At 56.9% G+C, this 16370-nt stretch carries 8 protein-coding genes; 4 read left to right on the forward strand and 4 right to left on the reverse strand.

Annotation, left to right across the window (positions count from 1 at the left end; all coding sequences use genetic code 11):
- Nucleotides 1–22: 22 nt before the first annotated feature.
- Entirely contained in the window at nt 23–382 is a 360-nt protein-coding gene (locus tag QRN20_RS05810; RefSeq protein WP_058432493.1) for a PilZ domain-containing protein, read from the reverse strand.
- A gap of 191 nt (nt 383–573) precedes the next feature.
- Entirely contained in the window at nt 574–948 is a 375-nt protein-coding gene (locus QRN20_RS05815) for a tetratricopeptide repeat protein (RefSeq protein WP_025994849.1), read from the reverse strand.
- A gap of 176 nt (nt 949–1124) precedes the next feature.
- On the opposite strand from QRN20_RS05815, the gene pyk reads away from it, so the two are divergent.
- Nucleotides 1125–2576: a pyruvate kinase gene (gene pyk / locus QRN20_RS05820; RefSeq protein WP_004881379.1), complete on the forward strand. Its 1452-nt coding sequence runs from the start codon at nt 1125–1127 to the stop codon at nt 2574–2576.
- A 153-nt stretch (nt 2577–2729) separates the two neighbouring features.
- On the opposite strand, the gene QRN20_RS05825 is transcribed toward pyk, so the two are convergent.
- Nucleotides 2730–3668: an iron-sulfur-binding ferredoxin reductase gene (locus QRN20_RS05825; RefSeq protein ID WP_122435388.1), complete on the reverse strand. Its 939-nt coding sequence runs from the start codon at nt 3666–3668 to the stop codon at nt 2730–2732.
- Nucleotides 3669–3847: 179 nt separating this feature from the next.
- Between QRN20_RS05825 and QRN20_RS05830 the strand changes: the two genes are divergently transcribed.
- Entirely contained in the window at nt 3848–5371 is a 1524-nt protein-coding gene (locus QRN20_RS05830; RefSeq protein WP_122433485.1) for a fumarate hydratase, read from the forward strand.
- A gap of 62 nt (nt 5372–5433) precedes the next feature.
- On the opposite strand, the gene QRN20_RS05835 is transcribed toward QRN20_RS05830, so the two are convergent.
- The gene (locus QRN20_RS05835) at nt 5434–8259 is read right to left on the reverse strand and encodes an RHS repeat-associated core domain-containing protein (RefSeq protein WP_122501686.1); all 2826 of its coding nucleotides are present in this window, start codon (nt 8257–8259) and stop codon (nt 5434–5436) included.
- 225 nt (nt 8260–8484) lie between these two features.
- Here QRN20_RS05835 and QRN20_RS05840 point away from each other — a divergent pair, with 225 nt between their 5' ends.
- Nucleotides 8485–11460: a Tc toxin subunit A gene (locus QRN20_RS05840; RefSeq protein ID WP_285360029.1), complete on the forward strand. Its 2976-nt coding sequence runs from the start codon at nt 8485–8487 to the stop codon at nt 11458–11460.
- Nucleotides 11461–11498: 38 nt separating this feature from the next.
- A complete protein-coding gene (locus QRN20_RS05845; RefSeq protein WP_122605996.1) occupies nt 11499–16358 on the forward strand; it encodes a Tc toxin subunit A-related protein in 4860 nt (1619 codons plus the stop codon).
- Nucleotides 16359–16370 lie beyond the last annotated feature (12 nt).

A 16370-nucleotide genomic window follows, 5' to 3' on the forward strand; every position in this document is an offset into this window, starting at 1 on the left:
CGCTCTTCCGACTGCTGACCTGTCAGGCCGAAGCCTCGAGGGTCGGGTAGAAACAGAAATACTGCCGCAGAATACGAACCAACTCGAGATAGTCCGTGGACATCTCGGAAAGCTCGAAGCCAGAGTCATAGCAGCCGGGTGTCTCGTCTTCATGACACCACATGCACGTCGCGCTGACGTCGATGGGCTTGAGCCCCTCACTACGGGGCATCTTCACACGCAAATCAAACCTGGCACCGACCAGCAGAGGAATGCTGCTGATCAGCATCAGCCCCTCTTCTGAAACGTTACCCAGACAGCCGAGTGGTCGGTCGGTGTGTCTATTGAAAACCTGAAGATATTCCTGCAATTGGTGTCGTTCGATTTTTCGCTCTTTTAGCATGGCAGGCCGCCTTCAGAGACCAGTGAGCATGGTCACGTAGAACTTTGATCCTGCGGCGTTCAACAATGGCAGTGCCGCAGGAACTCCTTAGACCAGAGCCTTATGGCTCTTTCATTCCCTTGACAGTCAGCCTAGCGCAAATCTTTGTAACATCCACCCGTATACGACACCAATCACCCGATCGGGTGTAATTATTTTGAGGCAGGAATCGCTCTGGCGGGTTGCGCCGCCGGGTAGTGGCCCAATTGCGCCAGTGTGTCGAGCCGGGCCTTCGCGCGGTACGCATATTCACTGGCTGGATACTGGTTCATCAGAAACTGATAGGTCGATGCCGCATCGACGTAAAGCTTCTGACGCTCCAGGCACTGCCCGCGCAACATCGAGACCTCCGGCTGGACGTAACGCCGCTCGCGACTCTGACGTTCAACCTTGGACAGGTCGAGCATCACGCGATCACAGTCGCCTTCCTGATAAGCACGGTAGGCATGATCCAGATTGGAGTTCATTGCCCAACGGGTGCAACCGCTGACCGCAGCCAGTAATACAACAATCGTTACAATACGCATGGGACTCTCCTGTTCTCTGCCATTTATCGGCTCGACATCCAATTTCTTCAGGCCGATCGAGCACCGGCCGTCAGCCGATTGCCCTGCCTGCCAGCAGCAAGGTAGTGCAAAGGAACAATGACTAAAGAGACAGACAGGAGTAGCCTCTCGCTGCGCTTCAATTAAGGAGTTTGTGCATGACCGTTCGCCGCACCAAAATCGTCGCCACACTTGGCCCTGCCAGCAACTCGCCGGAAGTCATCGAACAACTGATCCTCTCGGGTCTTGACGTTGCTCGTCTGAACTTCTCCCACGGCACCCCGGATGAGCACAAGGCTCGCGCCAAGCTGATCCGTGAAATCGCCGCCAGACACGGGCGCTTCGTCGCTCTGCTGGGCGACCTGCAAGGTCCCAAGATCCGTATCGCCAAATTCACCGACAAGCGGATAGAGCTGAAAGTGGGTGACAAGTTCACCTTCTCCACCGCTCACCCGTTGACCAGTGGCAACCAGCAGATCGTGGGTATCGACTACCCGGATCTGGTCAAGGATTGCGGCGTGGGCGACGAGCTGTTGCTCGACGACGGTCGCGTGGTCATGCGCGTCGACACTCAAACCGCTGATGAACTGCACTGCACCGTCCTGATCGGTGGCCCGCTGTCGGACCACAAAGGCATCAACCGTCGCGGCGGTGGCCTGACAGCGCCTGCGCTGACAGAAAAAGACAAGCAGGACATCAAACTCGCTGCGGAAATGGACCTGGACTATCTGGCCGTTTCTTTCCCGCGCGACGCTGCCGACATGGAATACGCTCGCAAGCTGCGTGACGAATCCGGCGGTACTGCCTGGCTGGTCGCCAAGATCGAACGCGCCGAAGCCGTTGCCAACGACGAAGTGCTCGACGAACTGATCCGCGCCAGTGACGCCGTCATGGTTGCCCGTGGCGACCTGGGTGTGGAAATCGGCGACGCCGAACTGGTTGGTGTTCAGAAACGCATCATTCTGCACGCCCGTCGCCACAACAAGGCGGTGATCGTTGCAACGCAGATGATGGAGTCGATGATCTCCAGCCCCATGCCGACCCGCGCTGAAGTGTCCGACGTGGCCAACGCCGTGCTCGACTACACCGACGCCGTCATGCTGTCGGCCGAAAGTGCGGCAGGTTCCTACCCGATCGAAGCGGTCCAGGCCATGGCGCGCATCTGCGTCGGCGCTGAAAAGCACCCGACCGGCAAAACCTCCAGCCACCGCATCGGCCATTCGTTCACCCGTTGTGACGAAAGCATCGCGCTGGCGGCCATGTACACCGCCAACCACTTCCCGGGCGTGAAAGCGATCATCGCACTGACTGAAAGCGGCTACACCCCTCTGATCATGTCGCGCATTCGCTCTTCGGTACCGATCTACGCGTTCTCCCCGCACCGCGGCACTCAGGCTCGCGCAGCGATGTTCCGCGGCGTCTACACCGTACCGTTCGACCCGGCAGCCCTGCCGCCAGGTCAGGTCAGCCAGGCAGCCGTTGACGAGCTGCTCAAGCGCGGTCTGGTCGAGCAAGGCGACTGGGTCATCCTGACCAAGGGCGACAGCTACCACACCATCGGTGGCACCAACGGCATGAAGATCCTGCACGTCGGCGACCCATTGGTCTGACGTCCAGCGCAACACGCAAAAGCCCCGACTCGCGAGAGCCGGGGCTTTTTTGTGAACCTTGAAAGCGGACGCGGAGCGTCCCGAGAGGCGTCTCTGGTCCTGATCGTGCCGACGCTCTGCGTCGGCATGCAGCCCGTGACGCTCCGCGTCACATCACTCCCGCCGAACGAAAACATCCGCCAGCAACTGATTACGTGGCAAACCGGCCAGGTAAAGCCGCTTGGCAAACACCTCGACACTCTCGGGACTGCCGCACACCAGCGCCATGGCATGCCGCGACAGCAAGCGAAGCTCGGCCAGCGCGTCCTGAAGCGTTTCCTGAGTGATCAGCTGAACCTGCAGGTTCGGGCAACTGATAGCGAGCGCCTGCAACTCGGCTTTCAGATAATGCTCCTGCTCGTCATGCGCCAGATGAATCAACCGAATCGCGCCCTGATGGTCCTGACGCAGCGCCTCGCGCAGGATTCCCCACAACGGCCCAAGCCCGGTACCCGCCGCCAACAGCAGCAAAGGCTTGTCCTGCCAGTCCGGGTCGTAACGCAACGCCCCGCCGCGCAATTCGCCGAGCCTCAAACCATCGCCCACCTGCAATTGCCGCGCATGGTCGCAAAAAGCACCGGGGTGTCGGCAATCCAGATGGAATTCCAAAAACCCGTCATCACCCGGCAGGCTCGCCAGCGAGTATGGCCGTGCCACGCCCTGCTCCGTCCACAGCACCTGATGCTGCCCCGCGCGATAACGCAACGGCTTGCCCGGCTCCAGACGCAGCCGCATCACCGTCGGGCTCAGCCAGTCGCAACTCTGTACCGTCGCAGGCAACCCGTCCTGCATCGGGTCGTACACTTCGACGGTCAGGTCCTGAACCACCTTACACTGACACGCCAGCCGCCAACCCTGCTGGCGTTTGTCAGCAGGCAGGGCCAGGGGCAACGCATCCAGCGGATCGCCCTTCACGCAGCGCACCAGACACGCATGACAGCTGCCCGCCCGGCAACTGTAAGGCACAGTCACACCGGCCTGATTCAAGGCGTCGAGCAGATTACTGGCTTCGCTGACCGCCCAACTGCGGTCACCGACGTGCAAATGCGGCATCAAGGCGCCCCGTGCAGAAAATAACAGCGATTGTACAGACTGGCCTGTCGGGCGGGTTATACTGCCGCGCCTTTTTGCGCCCGCTACGGCTACCCTGACAGCTCTGGTTCAAGCCGCAGTCCCCGACTGTCGCCGATAGCGTAATTGAATGTTCCCGTCCTTACAGAGGAGCGCGCCGCATGACCGTGATCAAGCAAGACGACCTGATTCAGAGCGTTGCAGACGCCCTGCAATTCATTTCCTACTACCACCCCGTGGATTTCATCCAGGCCATGCACGAGGCGTATCTGCGTGAAGAGTCGCCTGCCGCCCGCGACTCCATCGCCCAAATCCTGATCAACTCGCGCATGTGCGCGACCGGTCATCGCCCGATCTGCCAGGACACCGGCATCGTCACCGTTTTCGTACGCGTCGGCATGGACGTACGCTGGGACGACGCCACCATGGGCCTGGACGACATGATCAACGAAGGCGTGCGTCGCGCCTACAACCTGCCTGAAAACGTGCTGCGCGCTTCGATCCTGGCCGACCCGGCCGGTGCTCGCAAGAACACCAAGGACAACACCCCTGCGGTCATTCACTACTCCATCGTCCCGGGCAACACCGTGGAAGTGGACGTGGCGGCCAAGGGCGGCGGTTCGGAAAACAAGTCGAAGATGGCGATGCTCAACCCGTCCGACTCGATCGTCGACTGGGTCCTGAAAACCGTACCGACCATGGGCGCGGGCTGGTGCCCACCGGGCATGCTCGGCATCGGCATCGGCGGCACCGCCGAAAAGGCTGCGGTCATGGCCAAGGAAGTGTTGATGGAATCCATCGACATCCACGAGCTCAAGGCCCGCGGCCCGCAGAACCGTCTTGAAGAGATGCGTCTGGAGTTGTTCGAGAAGGTCAACCAACTGGGCATCGGCGCTCAGGGCCTGGGCGGTCTGACCACCGTGCTCGACGTCAAGATCATGGACTACCCGACCCACGCTGCCTCGCTGCCGGTGTGCATGATCCCCAACTGCGCTGCCACCCGCCACGCACACTTCGTACTCGACGGCACCGGCCCGGCCTCGCTGGAAGCGCCATCGCTGGACGCCTACCCGGAAATCGTCTGGGAAGCCGGTCCATCGGCCCGCCGCGTCAACCTCGACACCCTGACCCCGGAAGACGTGCAGAGCTGGAAGCCGGGCGAAACCGTCCTGCTCAACGGCAAAATGCTCACCGGCCGCGACGCCGCGCACAAGCGCATGGTCGAAATGCTCAACAAGGGCGAAACCCTGCCGGTCGACCTCAAGGGTCGCTTCATTTACTACGTCGGCCCGGTTGATCCGGTGCGCGAAGAAGTCGTTGGCCCGGCTGGCCCGACCACTGCCACGCGCATGGACAAGTTTACCCGTCAGATCCTCGACCAGACCGGCCTCTTGGGCATGATCGGCAAATCCGAGCGCGGCCCGACCGCCATCGAAGCCATTCGTGACCACAAAGCCGTCTACCTGATGGCCGTCGGCGGCGCCGCCTACCTCGTCGCCCAGGCGATCAAGAAATCCAAGGTCGTTGCCTTTGCCGAACTGGGCATGGAAGCGATCTACGAGTTCGAGGTCAAGGACATGCCGGTGACCGTTGCCGTAGACAGTAATGGCGAGTCCGTCCACATCACCGGCCCCGCGATCTGGCAGAAGAAGATCAGCGACAGTCTGGCGGTGGAAGTGCAGTAAATAATAGTGCATGTGCCAGGCCCGCTTCGGTACAGCGGGCCTGACACCACACATCACTTGTCTCAGCGCCAGGTTTGAGCTGCACCACTTTTTATATAGAGATGCAGGGGCATTTTCTTCGCCATCAACTCGATATGCGTGAACGGTTTCCCTTCAAAGATTGCAGCTCTGAAGTTACTGAACAATTGACCATGTTCTGGATCGGCTTCAGTCAGTGTGTCAGTGAACAGTTTGGGCCCAACGATTCTTGAAAGCGTTTTGACTCGCGCAACAGACCCAGCGTTCCAGAGAAGACTGAGGCCAATACCAGGCTCGCCAGGAATATTCAGAGGGTCTGGATAGGCTCCACTTTCCAACGCCTCTTTGTAGCGCTCAGCCCCCTTGGTCATCATGCCTTTAAGTGAACCGGCCCCCCGGTGAGCGGCGAAGGAACTGTTGTTTATCAGAAGGCTGTCAGTTCCTGCCTTGTCCTCCCAAGGAACATGAACAGGCCCTAGCGTAAGGACCTCGTGTGGGTCGGCGAACAGATCATGATCGCCCAAACGATTCTGATAATCGGTGTCTGAATTTTCGTACACATCATCGACATCCGAATAAACACCCCCAAACTCATGGACTATTCCAGGGCGCAAGACATCGGCAGAGAATGCATAGTTTTCTTTGTTGCGTCGAAAGTCCTTGTACGCGGCGTAAAGGGTCGGGTTACCGAGCGTCTCAAAAAACTCAGAAGCTGAAAGCACATTGACGCGTTCCACTTTAAGATCCTTGATAATCTCGTTATACGCATCCAACTGCGTAGTTTCCAAATGCAGTGTCGCCTTGTAGCCATCGGCCATTTCGACCGTTCTATTTATGTTTCCCACCTGCTTTTCCAACGCCTTGGGGTTTTCACCCAACCAGATCATATGAATGCTCTTGGGGACAGGATCGGGCTTCTGGCCCGACGCGTCAAAGTACGCAACAGGGTTGTTTTTCACCATTCTGTACAGATTCAGCCCGTCCACATCTCCCGCCGGATCCGGATTGATCCACCTTTGCAACCATGGCGCGTAATAGCGATATCCGTAGTAATACAGTCCGCTGGCATCCCGTTCCTTGCCTGAATAGCGCACGGTCTTGTACTTGGCCTCTACCACACTGCGCGCGGCCCACCATGCCGTACCGCCAAACGGGTAGTAGTTTTCCTGACTGATCAGGCCGCCTTGTTGGTCCAGCTCCAGCGTGCTCGAACCCAGATGGTCGTTCAGGCTGTAGCGCACCTGATCGTTGGCGATGCCGTCCGGCTTGCCAGCTTCCCAGTGCAACACCCGTACGCCATTACGACCCGCCTGCGCTGTGATGACATGGAGTATTTCGCCGTCGGCCGTGGTGCGGATCTCCAGACCCGGCAGGTAGCGCACTTCGTTGATCAGCGTACGACCGGAGGCCTGTGCGCTGTTGATCTTGCGCACGCGCTGGCCCTGGCCGTCGTAGATATAGCGCTCTTGATCACTGAGGCCGGATTCGCGTTGCACGGTGGTGATCTGTTGCAACTGATTGCGCACATCCCAGATCAAGGATTGGCCTCGCACTAACTGCAGCAGATTGCCGTTGGCGTCGAAGCTGTCGGCAAAATCGGTGTCCACTTCGCCTTCCGGCAAACTGCGATTGCTGTCTGGTGCCACGCGCATCGTGCGGGTAAAGCTTTGCTCGCCGACATGACGCATTGTCAGCAGATTGCCGGCCGCATCGTAGTCGTAAGTCTGTGTGTAGTTGCTGACCTGATTGGGGTCGGGCGGCAGGTTCTGTATGCCGGGCAAGCCGGGGCCGTGGCTGGTATCGGTCTTGACTTCGAACCCTGTCGCTTCGATCAGTTGATACAGCGTGTCGTACCGGTAGTGCCGGACCGACTCAACGAGACGACGGACAAAAGGCCCCATCCGCTGCGCCGGGTCTGCAACTTCGAGAACATTGCCAACCGGGTCGTAAACGTACTTAAGGTGTTGCAGCGTACCGCCATCGGCCGAGGTGGCCAGCAACTCGTTCAAACGGCCCGTCTGCGGGTCATAGACATAGCGACTGGTCACGCCGTTGCCCGCTGTTTCCTGCTCGACTTGATTGAACGCGTTGTACTGGATGGCACTGACGAGCGTTTGCAAGGCATCCGCTTGTTGTAACTCAACGGATTTCAACTGCCCGGCAACGGTCTGATGGAACCGCTGCGTATTGCCTCGCGCATCGGTCTGTTCCAGCACCTCGCCCAGTGCATTCACAGTCCGGCGAGTGTGCAGCCGGTCACTTTCCAGCAGGGCATCACGTCCGGATTCGGCAAGCGGCCAGTCGGGTGAAACCGGCTCGAGCAGGAAAGATCGGGCATCGTCCAGTACAGCGCCAGACACGCCATAGTCCGTCACAAACAAACTGCCTGCCGGGTCGTCATGGCGGATTACCTGGTTGCACTGGTTGTGCTCAAACGCATCGGCTGCGCCATAACCGAATCGCTCGACAGTCCGGCCCTGCTCCAGAATCCTGGCCGGGCGCAGTAAATCGTCGTATTCCGTCACCCGACAACTATCACGCCCGTCACGACGCTCAAGCGCTTGACCTGCCTCACCAGCAAGCGTGAGACACCACCCCGAGTCGACACTTTCAACCAGCAGAACCCCTCCGGACAAGCTGAAGGTCCGGTGCAGATTTGCAGGCGTATCGAGGTGCAAAAGAGCCTGCTCAAAAAGACGCGGATCATGACCGGCAACCGATCGCCCAGCCGGGTCGAAGCGCTGGTGGGTTACACGGATCTCGGCAGGTCGTTCCTCTGTCGTGCGAGACATCTGTACGGAGCGTATCGACAACCCGCGGGGATCAATGATCGCCAGCGACGGCGTGTTGCGATGCAAGGTAAAACTCATCATCTTCATCCATGAATCCATGAGCATATCTGTGTATCTCTTGACGATAGGAGCATGAGCACCGAAAGGCTTGCCCTGAGTCAGCACCAATTCTGCTAAAAACTTCTCGGCATTGATCGTTCAGCTCACTATCAGACGCCGGACACCCGTGCACTGGCATTTTTGTCAGCTAGACGCAGGTCCCGGAATGAGCAACCGTGGTGACACAGCCACAGGAGCGCGGACATGGACGACCAGCCCTTTTCTCTGCTGAAGAACCTTGCAAAAGCAGAAACAAATGATTCAAAGCGAACAGACGGAAAGCTGTCGTTTGTCAGCGCCATGGATACCCTGAACATTCACTCCGTGTTTGATATCGTGCGCCGCTCCAAAGCGGGTTTTGTGCGCGACCTCTCAAGCATCAGCGATGCTGACGGTGCGCTGGCTTACGAGAATGCCCGCTGCTACGCCACGCAGATCGTGCGGCTGTATCGCAACCAACTGGTGTCATCCGGCCGCAATCAGCAGCTGACCAAGCGTACTGGAGTGCGCTCTCTGGTCGACATCGGCCCCAGCTTTCCCAATCTGTTCAAGGAAAACTGGGACCTGTTCTGCAAGGTGGGCGCCATTGAAGCCAAGGATTCTCCAGTGGCGTATCTGACGTCCCTGTACCGCTTTGCGCGAGAGGAACTGGAAGGCAGCTCAGCAGAAACCAATCGCATCACACTTGACGACCGACGCCCCGACCTGAAAAACCTGATCATTGATCAGCAAAGCACTTTTACCCCGATACCCACGTTGCAAATCGTCAATCAGGTGCTCAGTGAAGCCATACATGCGTATACGGACACTGTCTCGGCGAGCAGAGGAAAAAGCATCTATCAGTTGGTCGCAGAGAAACATCACCCGTTTCTGTTCCCTTACAACTTTCACTATCAACAAATCCGCTTGGGACTTGCTGGCAAGAAACCGGTATTGGGCGAGCTGAGCTATCGCATGAGCCTTGAAACGCCAGCGACATCACCCGCAACGCGTGCCTACGGAAAAGTGCAGAACAGCAGCATCGTCTCGCAAGTGATGATGAGCGGACCAGGGCCTGAACAACAGAAAATCCTGCTTGAGCCGGCCTTGCCAGCAGAGTCCGAAAGTCACCAGGCGCACATGAATGCTGAAGAGTCAGACCCCATCAGTCAGTTCTTCAAATTGAAGTACGACGTTGATTACGCAACCGGGATGAATAACCCGCTGAACTCACTCAAGGTTTTCATGGAACAGACCGGTCTGGACAGTGATGAGGTCGAAACGCTATTGGCCGTGGGCAGCCACACGCCTTATGCATCACCCAATATTTTGCCCGACGCAATGACTGGCGGCTCGTCCCGCTACGGGGCGAGTTACGTGAACGGGCTTGATGTTCAGGAATCGATGAGACTGGGTAGCGATGCGCAGGGCGCCAGGCAACTGCTCAATACCAGCGTGGACCGCTTCGACCGGCTTCAACGCATGATTCGTCTGCAACGCTGGATGGGTATTCCGTTCAGCGATCTGGACACATTGATCATGGCCGTCATTCACTCGGAAGGTGTCGCCAATTCTAAAGCAGTGCTGACCACTAATACGCTGCGGGCACTGGGCGTCTGGCGGTATCTGAACGCGCGTTATGGTCTGGCAGCCGATGAATTTTCAACCTTCATTCATCATATGGCGGGAGAAGCCAACGATGGTCGCCTGCCCTTGTTTGATCGGGTATTTAACAGTCCCTTGCTGTACGACGCACCGGTGGTGATGGATGGCGTGACGCTCATTTACCCCTCGGAAGGGACCTATGTCTTGAAAATACGAGCTCAACTGAGCGCGGCATTGAAACTGCCTGATGCAGACGAGGGATTACTTTTACTGCTTGAAGACATCATCCTGCTGAACAACGAGTCTTGGGACAGCTTTATTTTAATGCCGAGCATGATGTCTTCGTTGTATCGTCAGGCCCGCATCGCTTCGCTGTTTGGTCTGACAGTCAAGGACAGCCGTGCGTTGATCGACCTTCTGGGCGGCGAGGTTTATCGCAACCAGGTGGTTAACGGTGAGCTGACAAAGACTCCCGATGCAGCCGACGGCGAGCCCGATGTCCTCGACATCCTCATGCAACTGGATTGGGCGAGTACCTGGCTCAAGGAAACCGGGCAGGACATCGCAACCTTGCATCATCAACTGGGCGTAGAGGCCGTTGAAAATGCAGTTACGCAAGAAGTTGCCGATCTGCTCGACCAACTGGCGCTGGATGCACAAGCTTCTGCACTCACCCAGGAGCAACTGGTCTCACTGAACATGCCCACCCAGGACGACGGCAACAACCCCATCGACTGGTGGAGCGTGGTGCTAGCCCCTCTGATTGGGGCTCACGGCCTTGTCACTGCCCAACCGCTTGATCAGGATGCTGACGCAAGCATAGGCGAGACGATCCGCGCACAGCTCATCCCCATCGAGCTCAGCGAGGAAATCAAAGTCTCGCTGGCGGCTTCACTGGAGGCGTTCGTACTCAAGGGCTACCTGACTCAACACAGGCTGATGGAGGGACTGTTGCAAAGCGTTGCCAGCTTGCCGATGGACCGTTGCGAGCCGGTAATGCGCTGGGCTGGCAGCAGTGTCGACCAGTTTCTCGGGGCTGTGCTTGATGACGTCGACGCCAGGCAATCAGGCTCATCGACGTCCGACAACGTGACCGAGAAACTGATGAAGCTGACAAGGTACGCCGGGGTCAATCAGCAATTGGGCCTGACTGCTCAGGCTCTGCGCATTTTTCTGGCTCATCCACACTGGCTGCATGCTGGCCTCGCCGAAACGCTGCCTCTTTCTCTGAACAGCCTTTACCTGCTGGATCGCTACCGCCACTGGCGCGACCGCTGCGGTCATCCGGAAGCCTTATTGCTTGATTACCTCAGGCGGGCCAACAACGCCGCCGCAGTAGAACAATGCGCTGCGCTGCTCGCCCTACTGATCGGCTGGTCCTCATCAGAAGTGCAGTCTGCAAGCACACTGTTGACTACCCGCTCCGGCGTCGCCGTGTCCACGCATGAGGTCGACTGGCTGAGCCGAATGCACAGCGTAAGCGAAACGACCGGCCTGACGGCGAGGCAGTTGCTCGATGCAACCGGGCTGACGCCAGTCAGCGCCGCCGACAAGTGGAAAACCGTTGGCGAGGCGATCATGTCCAGCAGTCGCTGATCCATCAGTTTCCTGTTCATCGCCATGGAGGCTCGAACATGTCACGCACCATTGAAAGCCAGCTCAACGAATCCCTTCGTGATGCATTGGTCGCCTACTACCTCGAAGAAGTGGTTCCCCATTCGCCTTTGCTGGCCCCCCTTGGTCTGGATCAGCGTCTAAAAACAGCAAACGATCTCTACGAGTTCTTCCTGATTGACAACCAGGTAGGCCATGAAGTCCAGACCAGTCGCGTCGCCTCAGCGATCAGCAGCCTGCAGCAATTCATTAACGGCACCCTGCTGGGCATGGAGCCTGGGTACAACACATTGCAACCTACGGAAGCACGATTCGTGGAATGGCGTGATCGCAGCAGTCAATACCCGATATGGGCTGCCAACATGCAACTGGCGTTGTACCCGGAAATGTATATCTCACCTGCACTGCGGCTGAAAAAGTCCGCCTATTTTGCGCAACTTGAAAACGACATCAACCAGAACAGGATCACCATCGACACCACGCAAGATGCCGTCAAGGCCTACCTGGCAAGTTTCGAGGAAGTGGCCAATCTGACGATTATCAATGGCTACATCGACAGTGATCGATTTGCCGAAGGCACGTATTACTTTATTGGCAAATCCCGCGCAGAGAACATCTACTACTGGCGCACCGTGGACATGAATGAGCGTGCCTATCGGGAAGGCACTGAAGGTCCTAAATTCGATAACCCTACACCGGGTGCCTGGTCGGACTGGCAGCGGGCAGACATCGGCGTGAATGCCAACACATTGGAAAGAACCATTCGGCCCGTGTTTTTCAACAATCGCCTCTTCGTGACCTGGGTGGATCTGATTCATATCACTGAAGAGGTGGAAATTACCTTACCGAGTGGCACGATCAAGCCAGGTTCGGACGGCAGCATTCCGGTCACCCCGCCGGATGATATTTCGCCTGTGACCGTCACGACCCCTAATGTTCGCCTGCTGTTCAATGTTTCGTATAAAAAATACGACAACTCATGGAGTGCACCGCAGATTTATATGGACGTAAAACGTCCCAATACATTCGAGCTGGGCGATATCGATGTCAACCTTGAAGAGCATTTGAATACTCTCGCCGTTTTTGACACATCTGCCTCCCCCGAATCACTGTTTCTTGCCATGTATGCGGGAGAGAAACTAGAGACTGAGGACACGGATGGTACCACATCAAAATACCTCGTATTGCACACAGCGTTTGTAGATAAGAATTTTAATAAAAAACGATCTTTCCCACTCATGGGTTCAGTGTTAGTGGATTACGACGTTGAGTCTGCGCGGCCCGATGAACTACGCATTCGAAAAACCTGCTGGGCGCTGGCACTGAAAAACAAGCGAAATTTTCAGTTTGCATGTAACCTACAAGTAGGTTTTTTAACGCTTGAAACAAGCACACCGCGCCCTGAAACGCAAGAATGGAACCTGCTTAATTTCCAGAACAAACTAGTTGACATACACGAAAATAACGCACCTAAAATCGATCACGTCAATTCAGCCATAAAACTGAATAACGCAGTCAACTCGACGCTGGAGACAAAAAACCTTGTTGACTTATACATAATAATGACCAGCGAAAGCACACAATGGAAAATAAGGCTAATAGCGGCACCTTACAGCAGCGAACTATGGACACTTGGGCCGGGTTCATCATTAGAGATTACGGCAACCCAGGCGGAAAAGTTTCGCTTCACGCTTGATTTGGACATCAGCAACTCTGGCAGCGCCCCCCCACATGCGCTGGCCAACTTTTTACTTGATAAAAACGCTGAACCTTATGAAGTCAATACGCTAGCGGGCGTCACCACGTTACCACTAAACTCAGGAACGGTAAAACATTCGACATTAATAGCCTTGCTGGGAGATCAACCATCATTTAATCCAGATACCGTAACAAAGGGACATATTAGGAAAATAGAATCAGACACACAACTTGATACAGAGGTCGAGTTCAACATAATAAAAAACAACATCCCCATCAGTATTGTTCAAGAATTCCATTACCCCCTGGATATGAATCAGCCCTACGATGAGGACGTTTGTTTGATGGCAAGCGGAACCGAGCAGGACGTCGTGGTGCCCCCCAGCCTTTTTATTCATCCGATCGCGTTTAACAAGGTAACACTGCTGCCTATTCTGCCCTCAGCCCATTTCATTCCGAACTCCAGAAAGTTTTATATTATTCATGGGGCTAAAATAATCGAAAAGCAGTCAGGGCGATTGCTGGGCAACGTCAGGAAATCCACGGAAATAGAATTGGAGTGGGTGACCGGAAGTGGTGCCAACCCCATTGCCCCCAGGATCAATACGCGCACTGACCCCATCCTGGGCATCGCCGAGTACATCGACTTCACAGACTCGACCATCCACTACAGCGACGACTCGACCTCCGAAGAACGCGCTCCGATCCGCATGAACACCCTGTTCGCCCGAGAACTGATCAACAAGGCCAATATCGCTCTGGAAGCCCTGCTCTCCTGGGACACTCAGCAGTTAAAAGAGCCGCCCATAGACGACGACAACGTGCCAGACCTCATGGACTTCAAAGGTGCCAACGGCCTGTATTTCTGGGAGCTGTTTCTGCACCTGCCGTTCATGATTTCCCACCGTCTCAATCTGGAACAACGCTTCTCGGATGCTGAACGCTGGCTGGCTTTCATCTTTGATCCGGGGCGTAAGGCGAATGGCGCTGTGCCCGCCTACTGGAACGTGCGCCCGTTGGTCGAACTGCCGGACCCGGACTATTTTCTGCGCTCGCCCATCGACCCGGACGGCATCGCCGCAAGCGACCCGGTCCGCTACCAGAAGGCTGTATATTTCCATTACATCAAGAACCTCATCGACCGTGGCGACATGGCCTACCGACAGCTGACGCCCGACAGCCTTGGCGAGGCCAGGCTCTGGTATGTGCGCATTCTCGACATGCTCGGGCCGCGTCCAGATATGAAGCTGGTCAGCCAGTGGACACCCATAACCTTGAGTGAGCTTGCAGGCTCTACGGGTCAAGGGCTCAGGGCTTTCGAAAACGAATTGATCCAGCAGGAACAGCACGTACGCGCCAGCACTTCCAAAAATCACCACAAGGCAGCGATCAGCTTCAGCCAGCCAGCCTTGCGCTTGAGCACCTTCGGCAGCGACCCGACCCTGACCGAAGAAGACAGCGACCACTTCATCGTTCCCATGAACTCGGAACTGGTCAAATACTGGGACATGCTCGACTCACGCCTGTACAACCTGCGCCACAACCTGACTCTGGACGGCAAACCATTATCGTTGCCGCTCTTCGCGGCCCCGCTGGATCCACGCGCGCTGCTGGCGGCCTACGCCAATGGTGCCACCGAGGGCGGCTCAGGCAGTCTGTTGGCACAGGAAACGCCTCACTATCGCTACCCCGTTTTGTTCGGCAGAGCCAGTGCGGCGGTGGAAACGCTGATCCAGTTCGGCTTCACGCTGCTGTCGGTCATCGAGCGCAAGGAGCAAGGGCAGTTGGCGGAGTTGCAACAGCAGCAGGTGTGGGAATTTGCCCAGTACGCCATCGACCTGCAACTTGAGGCGCAGAAAGTCGAGATACAGGCACGCAAGGCCTTGCAAGCCAGCAAGGCCGTGGTTGACGCCAGGGCCAGTTTCTACACCCGGCTGGCGGAAGAGAATATCAGTCCGAATGAGTCCGCCGCCGCCGCCGCGCATCTCAACGCAAGAATATATGAAGGTATTGCCTACACCTCGACCGCTGCCGCTTCGGCGTTGAAGGTAATGCCCAACCACGTAGGCTTTCATGCCGGTGCAACTGGAGGTATGGCTGTCGGAGCAGCGGCAGGCGGCGCAGCAGGCGGTTTCCGTTTGGAAGGTGTGCCTGAAATGGTCGCAGTTTCAGCACATGCAAATGCTGCGCTGAATGCCTCAGTCGGCGATGCACTGGAGCGTTCGGAAGGCTTCCGTCGTCGTCTGCAAGAATGGGAAAACGCCCGCGATCAGGCAAGGCTGGAGTCCGTGCAGATCACCGCCCAGCTGGCGGTTCACGACGCACAGGTCCGCGTGACCGCGCTGCAATTGCGTCAGGCACAGGAAGCCAAAAAGCAAGCCGAGGTCATTTATGCCTTTCTCAACAAGCGCTTTACCAACAGCCAGCTTTACCAATGGCTGAACGGGCAGTTCTCGACGCTCTACTACCAGACCTACGATGCGACCTTCTCTCTGTGTCTGGCCGCACAAGCCTGCTGGCAGTACGAAATCGCCGACTACAGCACCAGCTTCATACAGCCCGCAGCATGGAAAGATGCCTGGCGTGGCCTGACGGCAGGCGAAGCGCTGAAGCTGAATCTGATGAAAATGGACGCCGCCTACCTGGCTCGCAACGACCGCAAGCTGGAGATCGTCAAGACGATTTCAGTCAGGCAGTTGCCTCTTGGCACTGAAGAGGATCCCAGCCTCAATCAGCGCTGGGATGCAGTGGTCGAGCGTCTTACATCAGACGGCGTGGCTGAATTCGAGATCACACGCGCGATGCTCGACGCCGACTATCCCGACCATTACTTGCGGCGCATCAAACGCGTCAGTGTATCGCTGCCGGTGACCGTCGGCCCTTATCAGGATATACGCGCCACGCTGACGCAGTCTTACAGCGCGGTACAGATGAATGGACAACCCGACGCGCCGCTCAAAGAGAACATGCGCGCCAGTCAGGAGATCGCAGTGTCCACAGGTGTGGATGACGACGGCCTGTTCACGTTCAACTTCGATGACGAACGTTACCTGCCGTTCGAAGGCACCGGTGCCATTTCCCGCTGGACGCTGACGTTCTCGAATCCAGCGTCCCAAAAAGACGTGATCGACTCCATCACCGACATCATCGTACACATGCGTTACACCGCGAAGCGTCGCTGATCGCAGGGAGGC

This window comes from Pseudomonas sp. fls2-241-TYG-175 (genome assembly GCF_030209155.1).
Classification (GTDB): domain Bacteria; phylum Pseudomonadota; class Gammaproteobacteria; order Pseudomonadales; family Pseudomonadaceae; genus Aquipseudomonas; species Aquipseudomonas viridiflava.